This is a genomic window from Enterococcus mediterraneensis, assembly GCF_900604485.1.
GTDB classification, from domain to species: Bacteria; Bacillota; Bacilli; order Lactobacillales; family Enterococcaceae; genus Enterococcus_C; species Enterococcus_C mediterraneensis.
The window spans coordinates 2,315,701-2,336,464 of the sequence record NZ_UWOP01000001.1 but is presented as its reverse complement, the minus strand read 5'-3'; the positions used below and the strand labels follow the sequence as shown (position 1 = coordinate 2,336,464).

General features: G+C 41.9%; 18 protein-coding genes and 1 pseudogene. 6 read left to right on the top strand and 13 right to left on the bottom strand.

The window, feature by feature from the left end; genetic code table 11:
- Positions 1–21: 21 nt before the first annotated feature.
- Complete coding sequence (gene pcrA, locus EFB00_RS11545) at positions 22–2,247, bottom strand: DNA helicase PcrA (protein WP_122646937.1); 2,226 nt, start codon at positions 2,245–2,247, stop codon at positions 22–24.
- 232 nt (positions 2,248–2,479) lie between these two features.
- On the opposite strand from pcrA, the gene EFB00_RS11540 reads away from it, so the two are divergent.
- Entirely contained in the window at positions 2,480–4,012 is a 1,533-nt protein-coding gene (locus EFB00_RS11540; protein WP_122646936.1) for a ClC family H(+)/Cl(-) exchange transporter, read from the top strand.
- Positions 4,013–4,149: 137 nt separating this feature from the next.
- Entirely contained in the window at positions 4,150–4,608 is a 459-nt protein-coding gene (locus tag EFB00_RS11535; RefSeq protein ID WP_122647099.1) for a MarR family transcriptional regulator, read from the top strand.
- Here the strand turns inward: EFB00_RS11535 and EFB00_RS11530 are convergent.
- Together EFB00_RS11530 and EFB00_RS11525 are read right to left on the bottom strand one after the other, a co-directional pair.
- Positions 4,605–5,789: an MFS transporter gene (locus EFB00_RS11530; protein WP_122646935.1), complete on the bottom strand. Its 1,185-nt coding sequence runs from the start codon at positions 5,787–5,789 to the stop codon at positions 4,605–4,607. The two genes, EFB00_RS11535 and EFB00_RS11530, sit on opposite strands and share 4 nt — an antisense overlap.
- A gap of 267 nt (positions 5,790–6,056) precedes the next feature.
- Positions 6,057–7,535, bottom strand: a complete 1,479-nt coding sequence (locus EFB00_RS11525) for an alpha-amylase (protein ID WP_122646934.1) — start codon at positions 7,533–7,535, stop codon at positions 6,057–6,059.
- 212 nt (positions 7,536–7,747) lie between these two features.
- Here EFB00_RS11525 and EFB00_RS11520 point away from each other — a divergent pair, with 212 nt between their 5' ends.
- The 3 genes from EFB00_RS11520 to EFB00_RS11510 are packed head-to-tail and all read left to right on the top strand — an operon-like array spanning position 7,748 to position 11,339.
- Positions 7,748–8,500, top strand: coding sequence for a DeoR/GlpR family DNA-binding transcription regulator (locus EFB00_RS11520; protein ID WP_122646933.1), 753 nt, complete (start codon positions 7,748–7,750; stop codon positions 8,498–8,500).
- Positions 8,497–9,411, top strand: coding sequence for a 1-phosphofructokinase (gene pfkB, locus EFB00_RS11515; RefSeq protein ID WP_122646932.1), 915 nt, complete (start codon positions 8,497–8,499; stop codon positions 9,409–9,411). The genes EFB00_RS11520 and pfkB overlap by 4 nt, the downstream gene beginning before the upstream one ends.
- Before the next feature lie 17 nt (positions 9,412–9,428).
- Positions 9,429–11,339 (top strand): PTS fructose transporter subunit IIABC, encoded by a 1,911-nt coding sequence (locus EFB00_RS11510; protein ID WP_122646931.1) that lies wholly within the window; start codon positions 9,429–9,431, stop codon positions 11,337–11,339.
- Between the two features lie 79 nt (positions 11,340–11,418).
- Here the strand turns inward: EFB00_RS11510 and EFB00_RS11505 are convergent, their stop codons facing one another.
- Both EFB00_RS11505 and EFB00_RS11500 read right to left on the bottom strand, forming a co-directional pair.
- Positions 11,419–11,613 (bottom strand): hypothetical protein, encoded by a 195-nt coding sequence (locus EFB00_RS11505; RefSeq protein ID WP_122646930.1) that lies wholly within the window; start codon positions 11,611–11,613, stop codon positions 11,419–11,421.
- Entirely contained in the window at positions 11,614–12,945 is a 1,332-nt protein-coding gene (locus EFB00_RS11500; protein ID WP_122646929.1) for a hypothetical protein, read from the bottom strand. It abuts the gene before it with no gap.
- Positions 12,946–13,081: 136 nt separating this feature from the next.
- On the opposite strand from EFB00_RS11500, the gene EFB00_RS13495 reads away from it, so the two are divergent.
- Positions 13,082–13,255: an SPJ_0845 family protein gene (locus EFB00_RS13495; protein WP_164709474.1), complete on the top strand. Its 174-nt coding sequence runs from the start codon at positions 13,082–13,084 to the stop codon at positions 13,253–13,255.
- Here EFB00_RS13495 and yihA read toward each other — a convergent pair.
- The 8 genes and pseudogenes from yihA to EFB00_RS11460 all read right to left on the bottom strand — a co-directional run bounded on the left by yihA (position 13,252) and on the right by EFB00_RS11460 (position 20,559).
- Positions 13,252–13,851: a ribosome biogenesis GTP-binding protein YihA/YsxC gene (gene yihA, locus EFB00_RS11495; protein WP_122646928.1), complete on the bottom strand. Its 600-nt coding sequence runs from the start codon at positions 13,849–13,851 to the stop codon at positions 13,252–13,254. The two genes, EFB00_RS13495 and yihA, sit on opposite strands and share 4 nt — an antisense overlap.
- Positions 13,852–13,919: 68 nt before the next feature.
- Positions 13,920–15,164, bottom strand: a complete 1,245-nt coding sequence (gene clpX, locus EFB00_RS11490) for an ATP-dependent Clp protease ATP-binding subunit ClpX (RefSeq protein ID WP_122646927.1) — start codon at positions 15,162–15,164, stop codon at positions 13,920–13,922.
- Positions 15,165–15,388: 224 nt separating this feature from the next.
- Positions 15,389–15,916: a peptide-methionine (S)-S-oxide reductase MsrA gene (gene msrA, locus EFB00_RS11485; RefSeq protein ID WP_122646926.1), complete on the bottom strand. Its 528-nt coding sequence runs from the start codon at positions 15,914–15,916 to the stop codon at positions 15,389–15,391.
- Positions 15,917–16,074: 158 nt separating this feature from the next.
- Positions 16,075–17,358 (bottom strand): trigger factor, encoded by a 1,284-nt coding sequence (gene tig, locus EFB00_RS11480; protein WP_122646925.1) that lies wholly within the window; start codon positions 17,356–17,358, stop codon positions 16,075–16,077.
- 129 nt (positions 17,359–17,487) lie between these two features.
- Positions 17,488–18,444 (bottom strand): tetratricopeptide repeat protein, encoded by a 957-nt coding sequence (locus tag EFB00_RS11475; protein ID WP_122646924.1) that lies wholly within the window; start codon positions 18,442–18,444, stop codon positions 17,488–17,490.
- Positions 18,445–18,524: 80 nt separating this feature from the next.
- Positions 18,525–19,165, bottom strand: a pseudogene (locus EFB00_RS13785) (RDD family protein).
- A gap of 59 nt (positions 19,166–19,224) precedes the next feature.
- Positions 19,225–20,253, bottom strand: coding sequence for a signal peptide peptidase SppA (gene sppA, locus EFB00_RS11465; RefSeq protein ID WP_122646923.1), 1,029 nt, complete (start codon positions 20,251–20,253; stop codon positions 19,225–19,227).
- 15 nt (positions 20,254–20,268) lie between these two features.
- Positions 20,269–20,559 (bottom strand): hypothetical protein, encoded by a 291-nt coding sequence (locus EFB00_RS11460; protein ID WP_122646922.1) that lies wholly within the window; start codon positions 20,557–20,559, stop codon positions 20,269–20,271.
- Between the last annotated feature and the right edge of the window lie 205 nt (positions 20,560–20,764).

Sequence of the window (20,764 nt, the reverse complement as noted above, 5' to 3'; positions counted from 1 at the left end):
ATCAGCTATCCTTTCTTCATCTTAGATTTTTTCGATAGGTGCAAAGGCCGCCAGCAGTTTTTTTACGCCTTGTTCAGGAAAAGCGACATCCAATTCGACATCTTTGGCTGATCCGCTTGTTCTTACGACCGTGCCGATCCCCCATTTTCGATGTTTGACTTTGTCTCCGGCTTTCCAGCCAGCTGATTCTCCGCCGGTTTCTTGACGGCTGGAAACACTGGCCTGCTTTGGCTGTGTATAAGCCGGTTTGAAAACTTTCGGATCAAAACTGCGGCTTGGCGCTTTTTCAGCCCGAGCACTTTTATGAAGCAGTAAATCTTCTTCGATCTCATCAATAAATCGTGAAGGACGATTGTATTGTGTTCGTCCGTATAATGTCCGGGAAAAAGCATTGGTGATATAAAGTTCTTCTTCTGCCCGAGTGATCCCTACATAAGCCAGTCGCCGTTCTTCTTCCAGTTCCGCCTCTTCTGTAAGGGCGCGAGAAAGCGGAAAGACACCTTCTTCCATTCCGACTAAGAAAACTACCGGAAATTCAAGACCTTTTGCGGCGTGAAGGGTCATCAATGTAACTTGGCTGGTCTCTTCTTCATAGCTGTCGACATCAGACAATAAAGCCAAGTCATTCAAGAAAATCGTTAATTTTTGTTCCGGATCATTCTCTTCCCGTTCAAAAGTTTTGTCATATTCTTGTGTAACAGATAGAAATTCTTCCAAGTTTTCTAATCGAGATTGAGCTTCCAATGTATTTTGGCGTTTCAATTCGTCTTCATAACCGGATTTTTCCAACACTTCTTTAGTCAATTCTGTCACAGACAGATAAGGGATCATTTTACTGAACCCGTCGATCATTTCACCGAAACTGCCTAATTCGCGGGCGGCTTTGCCGGAGATATTCGCCAACTGGATATTTTCTGTGGCTTCCAATAATGAGAACTCGTGCATATTCGCAAATTCCCGCAATTTATCGATGGAGCCAGGTCCCACACCCCGCTTAGGAACGTTCACAATCCGTTCGAAGCTGATGGAGTCTTTCGGGTTGGCGATAACTTGCAGATAAGCCAAGATATCTTTGATTTCTTTTCGGTCGTAGAATTTGTGACCGCCGACCATTTTATAAGGGATATTGGCTTTCAAAAACGTTTCTTCCACCACACGAGACTGCGCATTGGTTCGATATAGTACCGCAAAATCACCGTAACGCCGATTTTGTGCCCGTAATTGCTGTTGGATCTGCGAAACAATGAAATGTCCTTCGTCCCGTTCGTTGTCCCCGCGATAATAAGTGATCTTTTCGCCTTCGATATTTTCCGTCCAAAGATTTTTCTCTTTACGGTTGCGGTTGTTTTGAATGACTTGGTTAGCGGCTTTCAGGATCGTTTGAGTGGAACGATAATTTTGTTCCAATAAAATAACTGAAGCATCTGGGTAATCTTTTTCAAAGTCCAAGATGTTTTGCATATCTGCTCCCCGCCAGCCATAGATACTTTGATCCGCGTCACCCACGACACAAAGATTGCGGAAACGTGCTGCCAATAGATTGACCAATGTATATTGGGCATGGTTGGTATCTTGATATTCATCCACATGGATATAATGGAATTTAGATTGATAATACTCCAATGATTCTGGATGTTCATTGAAAAGACGGATCGTGTTCATGATCAGATCGTCAAAATCCATACATTGATTGTTGCGTAACTCTTTTTGATATAAATGATAACAACGAGCAACCACCTGCTCGAAAAAGCTGCCTTGCATACTTTCCAGATCATCCGGCGTCTGCAGGGCGTTTTTCGCATTCGAGATCGCCCCTAGGATCGAACGAGGATCATATTTTTTAGGATCGATATTCAATTCTTTTAGAACCCGTTTCATCAGTGTCAACTGTTCAGAAGAATCTAAGATCGTAAAATTCCGAGAGTAGCCGATATAATCTACTTCTCGACGAAGGATACGTACGCACATGGAGTGAAATGTTGAGACCCAAACATCTGCGCCTTCTGCTCCCAGCAGATTACCTACCCGTTCCTTCATTTCCTTTGCTGCTTTATTTGTAAAAGTGATCGCCAAAATATTCCAAGGATTGACTTCCTTTTCTTCAATCAGATAAGCGATACGATGCGTCAAGACCCGTGTTTTACCACTCCCGGCACCTGCCATCAAAAGCAATGGGCCTTCGGTATGCTTGACCGCTTCTTTTTGTTTAGGGTTCATCCCTAGTAATAAATCCTTTTTGGATGACATAACGAAACATCCTTTCCATTTCAATCTTACCAATTATAGCATTTTCCCAACAGTCATAAAACGGATATTCTGAAAACTTTTCTTAAAATCTTTTAAAAAACTGTTTGCCTGCTATTTTTCAAAACATCTGCAAGTTTCCTCATGAATTGCAGAAATTCGCAGATCTTTCTTTCTGCCTCTTGTCAACAAGAAGCAAACACGCTACATTAAATAAGGAAATGAGTGAAAAAATATGAAAACAATCAATTACTTTGACGAAACAAGGATCAAATTTATCGGAAAAGGGATTCTTGTCGGAGCGATCGGCGGCATCATCGTCAGCCTGTTCCGCCTATTTATCGCCCATTTAAATACTTGGGTGGGAAAAGCCTATCAGTTTTTCCATATCCACCCTCTCTGGCTGATTCCTTGGACAATTCTTTCTATTCTAATAGCTGTTGGTGTGGGTTTGTTAGTCAAAAGCGACCCTAATATCAAAGGCAGCGGTATTCCGCAAGTAGAAGGTCAGTTGCGAGATGAACTCCGAATCAATTGGTTTTCGGTACTTTGGAAAAAATTCATTGGCGGCGTTCTTTCTGTGGGAATGGGGTTGTTTTTAGGCAGAGAAGGCCCTTCGATCCAACTAGGCGCTAGTGTCGGACAAGGCCTGGCAAAGAAATGGCACGTAGAAAATTTCGAAGAAAAAATCCTGATCTCCAGCGGTGCCAGCGCCGGTCTTGCGGCAGCCTTCAATGCACCGATCGCAGGTTTATTATTTGTTGTTGAAGAAATCCATCATAACTTTTCACCGCTGGTTTGGTTGACTTCTTTTGCTTCAGCCATCACAGCAAATTTCGTCTCTTTGACCATTTTTGGGCTGCGGCCGACACTTCATTTAGGAACGATTCCTTCGTTGCCGCTGCATTATTATTGGTTGTTGATTTTGCTGGGGATCTTTTTAGGGGTCGTTGGACGGTTTTATCAAATCGTTTTATTGTCTTTGGCGAAATGGTATAAAAAACTGCCGCTGCCGGAATATCTGCACGGATTGGTTCCTTTTTTATTGGTCATTCCGATAGGTTTGTTCTTTCCTGACAGTTTAGGCGGCGGTAACCAGATCGTCATCCAACTTGGGCAAACAACACCGATTCTATTGGCAATGGCCGGACTATTCGTCTTGCGCTTTGTTTTTTCGATGGTGTCTTACGGCTCCTCTCTTCCTGGCGGGATCTTCTTACCGATTCTGACATTAGGTGCTGTTTTAGGAAGCTTGTTTGGGACTGTGGCGGTTATGTTTTTCGGTATGGACCCCATCTTTATGAAAAATTTCATCATAATCTCCATGGCCGGCTATTTTGCAGCGATCGGTAAAGCTCCTTTGACCGCGATCATCTTAGTGACTGAGATGGTGGGATCGTTAGTCCATTTGATGCCGTTGGGTCTTGTCGCTTTGGTAGCCTATATCGTCGTTGACCTATTAGGTGGCGATCCGATCTATGAGTCCTTGTTGGAGCGTTTAGTGAAGAAAAGCCCTTCTGATATCCAAGGAAAGAAAATCATCATGGAACTGCCGATCACTGCTGAAAGCTCATTAGACGGTCTGCTGATCCGAGATTTCAATTGGCCCAAAGATATGCTGCTGATCTCGATCCAGCGAGGAGATCACGAATTGCTGACTCACGGAGATACAGTAATGAAACTGGGAGATACATTAAAAATCTTGACCGATGAAGCACACCTGCCTGCGGTGAGAGAAACGATTTTACAGTATTCAATAAAAAAATGACAGAAACGATCACTGGAAGTTAGTTTTCAACATAACTTTTAGTGGTCGTTTTATTTTGATTTTTAGTAGAGACGTGCCGTGCTTTGTTGCAGAGGAAACAAAAGTGAAATATAATGATCCCAAAGGACGGTGCTGAAATGGATAAACGACAATTATTAATAGAAGAATATTTAAATTTAGCGAATGAGATCATCTTGCGGAACAAACCGGAAATGGAAAAAGAACTGCAAGGTTTTACACTAAATGAACTAGAAGTCATCGAACATATCGCAAAGATCCCGGATCCTAATGTAACAAAGCTGGCGGAAGCCGGATATATGACGAGAGGCGCGATCAGCAAACTGACAAAAAAACTGATCGCAAGAGATATCATATCTACCTACCAAAGAGAAGACAACAAAAAAGAAAGATATTTTCAACTCACAGAAAACGGAAAAAAAATCAACGACAAACATGAACGATTGCATGAAAAATGGCTGCAACGAGATGCCTCAGTCTTCGAAACCATGACAAAAGATGAATTTGATACAGTCTTTCGCTTTATTGGACGTTACAGAGAACTGATACGGAATGAGAAAAAAGAGAAACACGTTTAATTTTTCTTTTTATAATAGACATAAGCAGTTGAAACCAGTAAAAATCCAACGAGCATCGGCAAGACGACAACTGCCCCATAAAGCTGGCCTGCAATCAGCGGGCCGACGATACGTGAAAAAGCTTGAATGCTTTGAGACGCACCCATGACAAGGCCTTGCTTCTTTTCTGTAGCTGATTTGGATAATTGACCGCTAAGGACAGGTGAAAAAATCGAATCCCCAAACCCGTAAAAAATAATTCCAATGAAAAAAAGAACGGGTGCTGCAATAATCCCTGACAGCGTCATAGTTAAATAAGCAAGGACCTCGCTGATCATACCAAGTTTAGTGATCTGCTGTTCGGAAAATTTTTTTAACAGTTGCGGCATAACAAATAGTTGCGAAGCAATATCCAAAATCCCAATCAGCGAAAAACTTAACCCCACAAGCCCCGCTCTCCATTGAAATGTATCGATCGAAAACTGTGAAAAGATGGATTGCAAAGCCCCTGCCGCCAACCAAACAGGTAAACCCGTCAATAATAACGGAACGATGGTTTTGATCTTGCTGATCTCCTTTAGCTGATGGATAGGCATCGCATGACGGCGCCATGTCGACGAGCGTTTGTCAGCCGATAAACTTTCCTGCATAAAGATAGCTCCATAAACAGCATTCAAGAGGGTGATCACGACTCCGGCAAACATAGGAACGGAATTTCCAAAATCAGCTAAAAACCCACCGATCAATGGCCCAATAGCTGTTCCGATACCGGCTAAAGCCCCCATCAAACCAAATACTTTCGTTCGCTCACCCGGTTCAGTCAAATCCGCGAAGTAGGCATATAAAGTGGAGATCTCCCCTGCAGTTAACCCTTCAATAAGTCGTCCGAAGAGCAGCAGTTCTATCGAATGTGCTGAACCAATGATCCAATAGCCAATGCTTGATCCTAACAAACTGATGATAAGTATGGGACGACGACCGAAATAATCACTTAGACTCCCAAGAACCGGCGCTGAAAGAAAAGCTGCCAAAGCATAGATAGACATGAGCAACGTGACAAAAAAGGCTTGCTGATGGGCCGTATGAGTGTAAGGTGTGATCAAAAACGGAAGTACTGGACTAACGATAGTAAATCCTAATCCTGTCAATAAAACAGAGAAATAGCCAAAAATTTTAGAATGTTTAGTATTTGCAGTGTACATAAAAAACTCCTTTGTTTCGATTTTGTTTCCCGGTAAACAAAAAGAGAATAAATCATTTTTGTTTCTTTGTCAACAATTTCTAATGACTGGACTATACTTCCCATTACAGAAACCACTTAAAACTTGCATCAAAACGGCTTATCCTCCTTCGAAAAGCGGATCCGATAGTCGTCCATCTCTAGTTTTTTTACAAAAAAAGAGCGGATTTCTCCGCTCCAGAATTTTTTTGTATAGCTGCGCTAATCAGTTCAATGGAAGATACGCTTTTTATTCTGCGCCTTTATAACCTAGTTTGGGAGCAATCTCTTCATTTACGTAGACTGAGATCGACCCGTCACTGACTGGAAAGACTCCTTTACCATTTTCATCAAGGACAACTTTCGCAGGATTATTGTTCAGCGCATCAACGAATGTTTTACCAGCATGGACGCCGCTGATGGTCATTTCTTTTTCACCGCCGGTACCATTGGTCATGATCACCGCATAACCTGATTGTTCATGTTCGAAATCACCAGTGATCACCCAACCGATTTGATCTGGATGGTCGAAATAATCGATCTGATTGCCAAACGCCAATTTTTGACGGATCGCCAATAATGTATGCAGATCATCTCCTACAGGCTCGATACCTTGTGTTGGGATTCCATATAAATCACCCCAGAAAACTGTCGGCACACCGGCTTTATGCAGTAAAATCAACGCATAAGCATGGACCTTGAACCATCCGTCGACCCAAGATTCTAAGCTTTGACCTTTTTGCGTATCATGATTGTCAACAAAGGTCACCGCATAATCTGGTCTGGATTCGACCAATGTATTTTTGAAAATGTCCCGCATATCAAAACTCCCCATAGACGTGCTGGCACGATAGAAATTGAAATGCAGCGGCACATCGAACAATGAAATCAAATTGCCGGAAGAGTCAATATAATTTTCTAGTTTATCCAATTCATCCGCCCAATATTCCCCCACTACGAACAAATCAGCCTGCTTTTCTTCTCGGCGATGAAGGAGCCAATCTACAAAGAAATCAAATTGTATATGCTTGACTGCATCTAAGCGAAACCCATCGACATTGGTGGTTTCCAAATACCATTTGCCCCACTTGTCCAACTGTTCAACCGTTTCCGGATTCTCCATGTCCAGATCACAGCCCATCAAATAATCAAAGTTGCCTTTTTCCGAATCTACTTCTTCTTCCCAACCCTTATCAGCAAAATTGAAGACGGCATGGTCTTTATGCCGAGCATCATAATCTGTTCCGGAAAAGTTTTCCCAAGTCCAGACATAATCGTTATATTTTCCATTACGGCCAGGGAATGTAAATTTGGTCCAGGCTTCGATCTCTTCTTCTTCTCCGACTGTTTCGTTGCGGTTTTCCCAATCGTATTTGATTGCAGACACACGTTCCGTTTCATCAGCACCCATAAAGTGGTTTAATACGATGTCGGCATAAGCCTTGATCCCGTGTTCTTGCAATGCACGGATGGCTGCTAAATACTCTTCTTTAGTTCCATACTTCGTAGCAACGGAACCTTTTTGATCAAATTCACCTAGATCGTAAAGATCATACGTGCCGTAACCCACATCTTCGGCACCCGAAGAACCTTTGTATGCTGGCGGCAGCCAAACTGCTGTGATCCCCAATTTTTCTAATTCTTCAGCGCGTTCTGCTATTTTACGCCAATGTTTGCCATCTGCGGGTAATTCCCACTCAAAACCTTGTAGTATCGTATGATTTTTCATTTTTCATCCCCCTCTTATTATTCTATTAAGCCAAGAACCGCAAAAATTGTCAAAGATAACACTTTTTTATCGTAATTTTGATAAAAAATCAGTTTTTGGCTTTTTATGACTGTTTTTTTACTATTTAACTTCTCTTGTTGATCGTTTTTGACTGGTATTGATTGAATTTGAATGAATCATATGCTATTATATTATTCGAAGAGGTGTTGTAAATGCTTACAGAAGAACGACAACGAAAAATCTTACAAATTTTGGAAGAAAAAAGTATCGTCAAACTGCAAGAATTGACAAAAGAACTGGATGCTTCCGAGTCTACGATCCGCCGCGATCTGCAAGAATTGGAAGATCAAAAGTTGCTGGTTCGCATCCATGGCGGAGCGAAAAAAAATCAACAGCTTAGTCTTGAACCGACTATGTTAGAAAAAACTATGAAAAACCGTTCAGCTAAAAAAGCGATCGCCCGACAAGCAGCTGATTTGATCAGCAAGGATGATGTCATTTATTTGGATGCTGGATCTACCACCTTCGAGATGATTCCTTTGCTTCCTGCCGATCTTGGGATCAAAGTTGTGACGAATTCTGTCAAGCATGCAGCTTTATTGATCGATCGACAAATCGATACAACGATCATTGGCGGAAATATCAAACTTTCTACGAATGCCGCAATGGGTACTACTAGTCTTTTACAGCTGCAACGCTACCGTTTCAATAAAAGTTTTCTTGGAACGAACGGTATCGATCGTCATTCAGGTCTGACAACGCCTGATCCTGAAGAAGCTATATTGAAGCAAACCGCGTTGAACAATAGCGAACAGTGCTATGTCCTTGCAGATCATTCAAAATTTCAACAGGTCACTTTCGCCAAAATCGCTCCTTTAGATGATGTCGTATTGATCACTGATTTTTTACCAAACGAGCACCAAGAACTTTATAAAGAAATTACTATTACGGAGGTCTCTCAATGATTTACACAGTTACACTCAATCCTTCTATCGACTACATCGTTCATGTCGATGATTTTCAAGTCGATCAATTGAATCGGATGACAAAAGATCTAAAACTCCCTGGAGGAAAAGGACTGAACGTCTCTCGGATTTTAAAAAGACTCGAGGTCCCTTCCACTGCTGTCGGTTTCTTAGGTGGTTTCACCGGCGACTTCATCAATGGCTGGTTAAAAGCCGAACAGATCAAAGCAGAATTTACTCCAATCCAAGAAGATACACGGATCAACATCAAACTGAAATCCACTACCGAAACTGAGATCAACGGCTTAGGTCCTACCATCCAACCAGATGAGATCGAAGGATTAAAAAAAGTGTTGAGCGCTGTCAGTCATAAGGATATCGTAGTCTTTTCCGGAAGCAAGCCAGCGAATTTACCAGAAGGCTTTTATAATGAGCTGATCGCTTTAGTCACCCAAAAAGGCGCAGAATTTATTATTGATACCACAGGAAAAGATCTTTTAAAAGCCTTGGAACAAAAACCATTATTGGTCAAACCAAACAATCATGAATTGGCGGAATTGTATCAAACTACTTTCGATTCGATCGAAGATATCCTGCCTTATGGAAAAAAACTTTTAGAAGACGGCGCACAACATGTGATCATTTCCATGGCTGGCGATGGCGCATTGCTGTTTACGAAAAATGGCGTTTATCAATCAAATGTATTGAAACGACCTGTCAAAAATTCTGTAGGCGCTGGAGATTCCATGATTGCCGGCTTTATCGGCAACTACGCGCAAACCAAAGATTCTGTCACGGCCTTTCAATGGGGCGTTGCTTGCGGCAGTGCCACTGCCTTTTCTGATGACTTGGCTGCACGGGAATTGATCGATACATTGTTACCAGAAGTTGTCATTACCAAAATCGTTTAAATCTAGGAGGAACCATTATGAATATCAAAGATTTGCTGATCAAAGACGCAATGATCATGGATCTGCAAGCCACTGATAAACAAAGCGCGATCGATGAGATGGTGGAAAAAATGTTTGCAGTCGGACGGATCACTGATATCGACACATACAAAAAAGGAATCTTGGCTCGTGAAGCTCAAACATCTACCGGTCTAGGTGATGGGATCGCAATGCCCCATGCAAAAAATGCAGCTGTCAAAGAAGCGACGGTTCTTTTCGCAAAAAGCAAAAACGGTGTCGATTACGAAGCACTTGACGGACAGCCGACCTATCTCTTCTTTATGATCGCTGCTCCAGAAGGCGCCAACGATACCCACTTACAAGCATTGGCGCAACTTTCACGTTTATTGATTGATCCAACATTTGTCGATAAATTAAAAGCGGCAAACACACCAGATGAAGTCCAAGAGCTTTTCCAAAAAGCGGAAGAAGCCAAAGCCGCAGAAGAAGCTGCAGAACAACAAGAGCAGGTCATAGCGGACAACCGCCGCTATATCGTTGCTGTCACAGCCTGCCCTACTGGAATCGCTCATACCTATATGGCAGAAGACGCACTAAAGAAAAAAGCGAAAGAAATGGGCGTTGACATCAAAGTTGAAACAAACGGATCGGAAGGAATCAAAAATCGGTTGTCTGCTGAAGATATCGCTCGTGCAGACGGCGTGATCATCGCTGCGGATAAAAAAGTCGAGATGAACCGTTTCGATGGTAAATCTTTAGTCAATCGTCCAGTCAGCGATGGGATCCGCAAACCGGAAGAATTGATCAATGAAGCACTGAGCGGCAAGGCACCGATCTTCCATGGCGACGGACAACAAAGTACCGACGACCATAGCGCAGAAGGAACTGTGGGACAACGAATCTATAAAGACTTGATGAATGGTGTTTCTCACATGCTGCCATTTGTCATCGGCGGCGGGATTGCGATCGCCCTTTCTTTCTTGATCGACCAATTCATGGGTGTTCCTCAAGACCAATTGGCAAAATTAGGGAATTACAATGAAGTGGCCAGCTGGTTCAACCAAATCGGCAGTGCCGCATTTGGTTTCATGTTGCCAGTACTAGCCGGATTTATCGCTTCCAGTATCGCGGATCGTCCAGGTCTTGTTGTCGGTTTTGCGGCCGGCGCATTAGCTAACGCGGGCGGAGCCGGATTCCTAGGCGCGCTTTTAGGCGGGTTCCTTGCTGGATATGTAGTCATTTTCCTACGCAAGATCTTCAAAGGACTTCCTAAATCACTGGAAGGAATCAAAACGATCCTCTTCTATCCAGTTTTCGGTTTGATCATTACGGGATTGCTGATGCTGGTCATCAACGTTCCTATGAAAGTCATCAACGATGCGTTAAATAGTTTCTTGACTGGTTTGAGCGGAACCAACGCAGCACTTTTAGGAGCTTTACTTGCTGGTATGATGGCAACTGACCTTGGCGGACCGATCAACAAAGCGGCTTACGTCTTTGGGACTGCGACATTAGCAAGTACGGTAGCAGACGGCGGAAGTGTCGTTATGGCAGCAGTCATGGCCGGTGGGATGGTTCCACCGTTAGCGATCTTTGTTGCGACTCGTCTTTTCAAAAACAAATTCACTAAAGACCAACAAGATGCTGGTTTGACCAACATCGTCATGGGACTTTCATTCGTAACAGAAGGTTCGATTCCATTTGCCGCAGCCGATCCATTGCGGGCGATCCCAAGTTTCATCGTGGGTTCAGCTGTTACCGGCGGATTAGTAGGTGCATTCGGAATCAAATTATTGGCTCCTCACGGTGGGATCTTCGTTGTCTTTCTTCTGAGCCAACCGCTGTTGTATCTTTTATTTATCCTTGTCGGTTCTGTTCTTTCAGGTATTATTTTCGGTATCTTGAAAAAAGAAGTACGCAGCAAATAGAATGAAACTTAAAGGGCAGACTCATTGATTTTTGAGTCCGCCCTTTTTTGTCTCTCATGGCTCTTTGTCTTAAAATCCCTCATTGATTATAGCTATCCAGCTCTTTTTTCTTCCCATCAGCGGTTTTTTCCCTTAAGAAATAGCTGATCACACTGCCCGCCATGAACAGCAGCAGTCCTAATGGGATTTTTAAAGCAAAATCCGGCAGAAAAAACAAACAAAGAGCTATCAGCGCAACAGGCAGCATGACTTTTTTAAAGATTCGTTCTTCCATTTATCCTCCCTCTAACTCTTCCATTTGTAATTTTTCAAAAATCGAATAATTGATGAACATCACTCTTAAATGATTTTTCCCTTTTTTGACATCGAAGAAGACTTTCCCTTTGCGACGTTTCAGACGTCCAAACTTGATATCGCTCATTGCTTCTTTCAGTTTTTTAAAAGGCACCTGCTTAACATATTCATCCGGCAGATAGATATTCAAGATCGCGGTATAATCGGGATATTTCTCGTCACAAATATTGATCTCCAAATAGTTGCGGATATAAAACAAGTATGCTGAAAAACCTTCGTCTAATGAGTATTCGGGATTCAGCACCAAGTAATTCATCATCTTCATTCCTTGTTCATCTACCCAAGGAAAATACGCCCGCGCATTCAGTTCGCCCTTCACTCTTTTTTCCTGATATTCCTGTTGGACAATATCATAGGTTCTGGTAACGAAGTGAGATGCGCATTTTTTGGTAGTCGGTTGTAAACGGTCATTTTGATACTGAACAGTTTGGATGATATCTCCTAGATACGCATATTCCACAAACGGCTCCCGCAAAACCCCTACGCCATTGTCCCACGCTAGCTGATCGATCCCCATCTGGTCTCTAAAAAGCCGCTGATAATCGGCGTTGACCGGATCATCCCAACGCAGAGGGTCTTTAAATAATTCAATGACTACAACATCATCGATGCGCTGAACTTTTTCAACTTGTTGGATATCTTCGATCAACGGAATCGGAATGATGCGATGGTAGCTGGTATGCAAATACAACCGCCAACAAGCAGTCAAACAGAACCCGCGATAATTGACATCATATCCGGAAAATTGGTTGCAATCGACGATGACCTCTCCGATAAAATTTTTGCGTTTAGGCAGTTTTTCGATTTCTTCAGCGCTCTCAAATGTCAGCCGCTGTTCGATCTGCTCTGTATTGTGATAGATATATTCATCGTAAGAACGGATCGACCCAAACAGTCCTTTTTGTTTGATCTGGGTCTCGACATAGTTCAAAATAAGATTCCGTTGGTCGATAAAAATATTTTTTTCAATGACATGGGTCTCCAATAATTCGCCGGCAGCTAAATGAAAAGACGATTCATTGCTGCCGTTGCCGATCACGATCGAAATATCAGATTTAGAATCGATTTTATCGATCAGTTTTCGGCAGCGGACAAGGGAAAAACCAGTATAGGATTCATCAGCGATCTTCATGTAAATCGGTGAATATAACAAACGAACCAATACAAACCAATCTTGAGTGTGCCGTTGAATCATCGGAGTGGTTAAAGACGGATATTGGATCGTTGTCATAATCCGTTCTGTTTTTTGCATCATCTCACCTCCCATTAATCTTTTATTAATCTAATTATAACGAAAGCTGAACATAAAAAAAAGAAATAGACCTTCTCGAAAGCAATGAAAATTTAAACAATTCATGATAAACTAAGAAAAAACGGAGGTGACCAAGATGGGATTGAAATTCCAACGGGAAGATTCCTTGGATAAGATGTTTGAAGAATTTGCCATTTTACCAGAAAACAAAGAAAAAATCGCAGAAGAAAAAAACAAAGCGATCGAGCGGTTTTTAACTCCTGAAAAAAAAGATGAAAATAAAGACAATAAAAAAGATCAAAACGCCTAAACGTTTTGATCTTTTTCTATTGCCGCTTCAATGGCTTGCCAAGCAGCTTCTTTTCCTTCTTTGGTAACCGCTGAAAAAATAATAAATGTATCAGCCGGATCAAAATCCAGGGCCTTTTTGATCATTGACTCGTGCTTGTTCCACTTTCCTCGAGGTATCTTATCGGCTTTTGTCGCCACTACGATCACAGGGATCTGATAATAATTCAAAAATTGATACATCTGGATATCTTCTTGACTAGGAGCATGACGCAAATCAACTAGCGAAACGACAGCTCTTAGCTGTTGACGCTGTGTCAGATAGGTCTCGATCATCTTGCCCCATTTTGCTCGTTCAGTCTTAGAGACTTTCGCATAGCCGTATCCCGGCACATCTACGAAGTATAAGCTGTTTTCGATCAAGTAAAAATTCAGCGTTTGCGTTTTTCCCGGTTTGGAAGAAGTTCGCGCTAGATTCTTACGATCGATCAGCGTATTGATAAATGATGATTTTCCGACATTAGAGCGTCCGGCTAAAGCAATTTCCGGCAATTCGCTTTCAGGATATTGTTTTGGCGCAACGGCGCTAATGACGATTTCAGCTGAATGGACTTTCATCAGTTGACTCCTTTCATACATTAGACAAACAGAGAGCCGGGACGAAAAATTCGTCTACCGGCTTCATGTTAACCTGCTTTTTTTTCTTCACTGTAGATGATTTCTGGGGCACCTTCCCCTTTTGCCGCTTGTTCTGTGATGATCACTTTTTCAATGGAACTTTGAGAAGGAATATCGAACATGATGTCCATCATGATGTCTTCGATGATCGAGCGCAACCCACGTGCTCCGGTATTGCGTTCAATAGCCTTATCAGCGATCGTTTTTAAAGCTCCTGGTTCGAATTCTAAGACAGTGTCATCAAGAGACAATAATTTTTTATATTGTTTGACTAACGCGTTCTTAGGTTCAGTCAGGATTCTTACTAAATCACTATTCGTCAATTTATCTAAAGCGGCCATTACCGGCAAACGTCCGATAAATTCAGGGATCAAGCCGAATTTCAGCAGATCTTCAGGAATGATGTGCTGCATTACACTCTCGTTTTCTGAGATTTTCTGCGTTGTCGCACCAAAACCGATCGTTTTTTCTCCCATTCGGTTTTTGACGATGGTTTCGATTCCGTCGAATGCTCCGCCCACGATAAACAAAATATTTGTCGTATCGATTTGGATCATTTCTTGATGCGGATGTTTCCGTCCCCCTTGAGGAGGCACACTTGCTTCGGTCCCTTCAAGGATCTTCAACAGCGCTTGTTGGACACCCTCACCGGAAACGTCCCGGGTGATTGAGACATTCTCGCTCTTACGGGCGATCTTGTCGATCTCATCTATATAAATGATCCCTTTTTCAGCACGTTCTACATTGTAATCTGCTGCTTGCAGCAGTTTCAGTAAAATGTTTTCAACGTCTTCACCGACATAACCTGCTTCTGTCAAGCTGGTAGCGTCAGCGATGGCAAATGGTACATTCAGCGTTTTTGCTAATGTTTGCGCTAAAAATGTTTTCCCTGATCCAGTTGGTCCGATCAGACAGATATTGCTTTTTTGCAACTCGACGTCGTCTTCTGTCGTCACTTCCGCGTTTACACGTTTATAATGGTTATAGACTGCGACTGATAAAGCTTTTTTCGCACGATCTTGACCGATAACATATTCATTTAATACTTCTAGGATCTCTTGAGGTTTAGGAACATCAGTGAACTCGCGTACTGCTTCTTCATAAAGCTCTTCATCAATGATTTCCTTACATAAATCAATACACTCGTTACAAATATAAACACCAGGGCCAGCCACGATTTTTTTGACTTCCTCTTGGGTTTTGCCACAAAAAGAGCATCGTACCTTTTCACTACCGTTAGAATTGTCGTACATGGTTTTCACCTCTTGAATTTTCCAAACTCGTCAACGAGTGGAATAAGATAAAGACTTTTACAGTCTTTTTTTATCATACCATAGTTTTAAAAAAAGAAAAAGTTCTTTCAGCTACATTCTGCGTCACGGCTGAGTCTTTGAAGATTCTTAGTTTCTTTTAACTTTTTCTGAAGTTCAAGCACCCGAAACACAATAAAATACCCCATATCTTTAGTTGCTGGTGATCATTTTTTATCTTGCCAATGCTGGCGAATAAAACCGGCGCGACCAGAACCTTCTCGGTAAAGGTTGTAATGGACTTTATTTTTCTTATAGTAATCTTGATGATAGTCTTCTGCAGGATAAAATTCGCTTTTCGGTTCGATTTTTGTCACGATCGGTTTGTCAAAACGGCCGCTGTTTTGCAGATTCTGTTTTGACTCCTCTGCAATGCTGCGTTCTTCTTCATCACTATAATAGATCACAGGACGATAAGAATCCCCTCGGTCAGCAAATTGGCCCAAAGCATCAGTTGGATCGGTCTGCTGCCAATAGATCTCTACTAGTTGCTCATAAGAAACGACGGCTGGATCATACTCGATCTCTACTGCTTCAGTGTGTCCTGTCGTACCAGTCGTCACTTGCTGATACGTCGGATTAGGTACATGCCCGCCTGTATATCCGGACACTACCGAGATGATCCCTGGCTGCTCTTCAAAGGGTTTGACCATACACCAGAAACATCCGCCTGCAAAAACTGCTTTTTTCGTCATATAAAATCCTCCCTTTTCCATTATCATACATTGAATTGGCAAAGGAGGTTAATGTTTTGCTTGTGCCAAGTATCTGACCGCTTTTAAATAACAAAAGAGCACGGATCGAAGGATCAGCGCTCTTTTGCGTCTTGTTTTCAAGAAAAAACAGGAAAGTTTTATTTTTCTACAGCTGTACTTGTGATAAGTTCAACCGCTTGTTTCATTGTGATATCATGTTTCAGCATATCTTCTGTCAACACACGTTTGATTTGTTCTTCAGGCATGTTGTATGATTCTGAAAGCTCTTTGATTTCTTTTGCGATATCTTCTTCAGAAGCTTCTAAACCTTCTGCTTTAGCGATCGCTTCGATAACCAAGTTGGTTTTTACGCGCATTTCTGCTTCGCCTTCAAATTGTTGGTGCAAGTCTGCTTCTGTTGAACCTGTCAATTGGTAGTACATTTCTGGTGAGATACCTTGACGTTGCATGTTGTTCAAGAATTCATCCATTGAACGGTGTACTTCGTCATGAACCATTACATGCGGTAAGTCAACGATTTCAGCGTTTTCTACTGCTTGACGGATCGCAGCTTCTTCTTTTGCGTCTTCTGCTGCTTTTTCTTTTGATTCAGTTAATTCTTTGCGGTATTTTTCTTTTAATTCAGCTAAAGATTCAACTTCTTCGTCGATATCTTTTGCGAAATCATCATCTAATTCAGGAAGTTCTTTCGTTTTCACTTCATGAACAGTTACTTTGAAGACTGCTTCTTTGCCAGCTAGATCTTCTGCTTGATAGTCTTCTGGGAAAGTAACGTTTACTTCTACTTCGTCGCCGGCTTTATGTCCAACTAATTGTTCTTCAAATCCTGGAATGAATGAACCTGAACCTAATTCTAGAGAGTAGTTTTCGCCTTTGCCGCCTTCAAATGCTTCACCGTCTACGAAACCTTCAAAGTCGATCACAGTTGTGTCGCCATTTTCTGCTGGTTCGTCTTCTTTGATCACTAAGTCAGCTTGTTGTTCTTGTTCACGTTTGATACGTGCGTCAACATCTTCGTCAGTTACTTCACGGTCTTGTTTTTCAACAGTCAAGTTTTTGTATTCGCCTAATTTCACTTCAGGTTTCACTGTAACTTCAGCTTTGATCGTCCAGTCTTCCCCTTTGTTCATGCTTTCAACATCGATTTTAGGTTGTGAAACTGGATCGATCTCAGCTTCTGCAACTGCTGCTTCATACGCTTCTGGTAATACAGCGTTCAATGCATCTTCATATAATGCTTCTTCACCGTAGATACGGTTGAATACTTGGCGAGATACTTTCCCTTTACGGAAGCCTGGCACGTTCAAGCCGCCTTTTACTTTATTGAAAGCTTCTGTCAGCCCTTTTTGAATTTCTTCTTGTGCAATTGAAAATGTCAATACACCATCATTGGTGCCTGTTTTTTCCCATTTTGCAGTCATGTGTTTCCCTCCGAATGTTTTTATTCTTTTACATATGAAATAACTTCATGCATACTTTTCAATAGTACACTAACCCTTTTAAAATGTAAATATTTAGGGTAGAAACTTTCATGATTTCCAGCGATTTTCCTAGATTAATTGTTGGAAAATCTGCCGATACCGCTGCTTTTGCTTTTGGATCTCTTGGTAGTTTTCCAATTCTTGCTGTGCTTGCTGATTACCAAACATTTCTTCGTATTCCAGAACATAGCTTTCCGCCCATTTTTCCGGCTGATCATCTTGCGGTAAAAATGGAAAAGCGATCGCTGCGTGGGCTCTGATCTCAGCAATGATCGCTTCTGAAAGCGCCGGATCATCTTGCCCAAGAGTTTCTTCGACATGACGGACCATCTTTCTCAGCGTTTCCGAGTTTTCCGGTAACGTCAGCAAGTTAGGCTGGCATTCCCGCTCATGTCCCTCAAAATCTTGAATGATGAAAATCTTGCCGCAATCCAATTTCACTAATTCTTCGACTAAACGAGGTCGAACGAAGGGATTTCTTACATTCGGCAAAAACTCTCCCAGCAAAGAAACAAAGGAACGATAGGTGATATTCTGTGTCAGAACATCCCAATCATTTTGCGTGATCGCTCCTATAGCCCCATCTAATTGCTTTAATAACCGCCGCTTATGCAAGACGGATTCAGGATCGATCAGTTGTTGGACATTTTCCAACTGGGAAAGCTGCTGAAATAATTCTTCCAATACTGCTTCATTGCTGTATCCGGCGTTCTTTTTTGCCAATAGATATTTCCGCGCCTTTAAAAAGCGCCGGCTGAGCATCAATATCTGAGCATACACCACAAACCCTTCTGGATGTTCAAAATATTCATGATACCACTCATCAGTGATTGTCAATGCCTGATCAAACGCTTCTTGCTTGATCAAGGAACGGACCCATGCATAATTCACAGCAAAACTTGGGGCTAAACGGTAAGCTCTTTCGAAATAGCTGGCGGCACTTAGATACTCACCTTGATCCATCAGTTGATTGGCTTTCAATAAATACCGCTGATATTCATCTGGAAATTGGATGGTTTCTCCCAATACAACTAACTCCTTTAAAATAAACTTGGAACATCTTCAAAAAAGTGATGCGCCAAGTTTATTCAATTTTTTTATCTCTATTAAGCTTTGACTTCTTTATTGAAGGCTTTGATCAAATTCAGCGTAACGACTGCTGTATTTGAAAAATAATCTCCCACATGCTGTTTTCTGTTTGAAAAAGCAGCCGGTAGATAGCCTAAGATAAAAGGAAAACCTTTCAAAATAAACCGGCAGGCACCCTCGCGAACGAGCACTGTCGTCCAACTGAGTTCCGCTTGGTCCAAACTGACTACCCGAATGCCGAAGACCATTTTTCCGATCGTCTGCCCTTTGTTGAGTTTTGTCAGTAAAATAAAATAAAGCAGGTAAATCAATAAACTGGCTAACCCGTAGATACTCAAAAATTACTTTCAGGAGTCAGCCCCCGTAAGCGATATACCAGCCCGATCGTTCCTGAAGTGATGGCTTGGATACACAACAAATCCAAACAAAACGCGAAAAAACGAATCCAAAAGCCGGCATAAAAATAATGAGGAAATTGATTGCGCTGATAGTCGTCTTCTTGTTCTTCAAACCGTTGCCAGTCTTTTTGCCGCTCTGTGATCTGCTCTTGCGTAAATGGGGTCTGTTGATCAAGCATAGATTGTTTTTCCCGCGGAGTATCTGGTCCGACTTGCGGTCCTGATCGATCCGGTTCGGTTGAAAAAGAATCGTAGGACATTTCCTGAGAATCATATAAAGAATCCGGTGTTTCTTGTTGAAATTTTTCTTCTGACATCTTTATTCACCTCCGTAATAATACAAAGGTTTTGGCGCTTCAGCAGTCCCGATGCTCTCTAATAAAGAAAATACCCGATTCGTGTCTGACATTTTCAGCCCTTGGAACTCCGCTATTTTAGAACCGAGCCAGCTGGAAGCAAAGCCGGTTTTAGCAGATTCATAAGAAAAAACTTCGGCATTTTGCAATTTTTGATCTTTTTTCAGTTGTGCCAAGGCATCTTCAGGAAAACCGATCTCATCTACCAAACCATTTTCCTTTGCTTGGGCACCGTCATAGATTCTGCCGTCCGCTAATTTACGAACTTGTTCTTCTGACATGTGACGTCCTTTAGCGACAATATTTACAAAACGTCCATACGCGCTATCGACGAAACTTTGCATCACTTTGTTGTCTTCTTCAGTAGGTTTGCGCTGTGCCGAGCCCATATCTTTTAAAGCACCGCTTTTATAAGTTTGGTCTTCGATCCCTAATTTCTCAAATAATCCCGTGTAGTTGATCCCTGACATGATGACTCCGATGGAACCAGTAAGAGTTTCATCTGTCGCAAAGATCTTGTCGGCGCCTGCTGAGATATAATAGCCGCCGCTTGCCGCCATATTTTTCATAGAAACATAATAAGGGATCTTCAGATCTTTGATTTTCTGCAATTCTTTGGCGATCTCTGCACTTTCATAAACACCGCCGCCGGGTGTATTGACTTCTAATAAAACACCTTTGATCGAGGAATCTTCTTGGATCGCTTGTAACTGACTGAGAAAATCTTGATGATTATAGGTCTCTGTGCTGAACATACCGCTCTGTCCAGAGTCTGCGATGGTTCCATTCAGTGATAATTTTACGATGCGTTCATCGGTATTCCCGCTTTCTTCCACCACTTCCGTCAGCTCATTACTGCCATATAGCAAAGCATTGATCCCTTGCAGCGTCTGCTCCTGTTCTGCTTTAGACGGCCCCATCATAGAAAATGCCGCTGAAACTACAAACAGCCCTACAGCGATCGCCACAGCAACCCATCTGCGCTTATTCATTTTTTCCACTCCTCTTTAATATAGATTTTCGATGACGATCACCGTTTCTTTCGCACCACTTGCATGCATCTTTTCCGCTTTTTCCACTAAAGAATATCCTTGGAATGTTTCTTTCGTCAACGGATCTTCCACTTGGAAAGTCTGTGCCTCTCTGGTTGAGACAGCACCAGGAAGAATTTCTTGCAGACTATCCCAGCCAGTATCTAAAAAAATCTTGGTCTCATCTGTTACTTCAGGATTTTCTTCCAATACATGCAGCATGTCCTTTAATTCTTTGAACGTCATACACTGTACTTGATTTTCCATCTTCTCACTCCTTTTATACCTCCTAATTGTATCGAATTGTAATCAAATATGATAGTAAATTTTTTCCTCATGCTATTCAAAGACCTGCTTTTTCTTTTTCGGCTGCTCCAAAGACCAGTTTTCCGCAATAACTACTATACCAATATAATTAAAATAAAAAAATAATTGACATCAAATGTAATTAATTTTATTCTATTAGTATGTT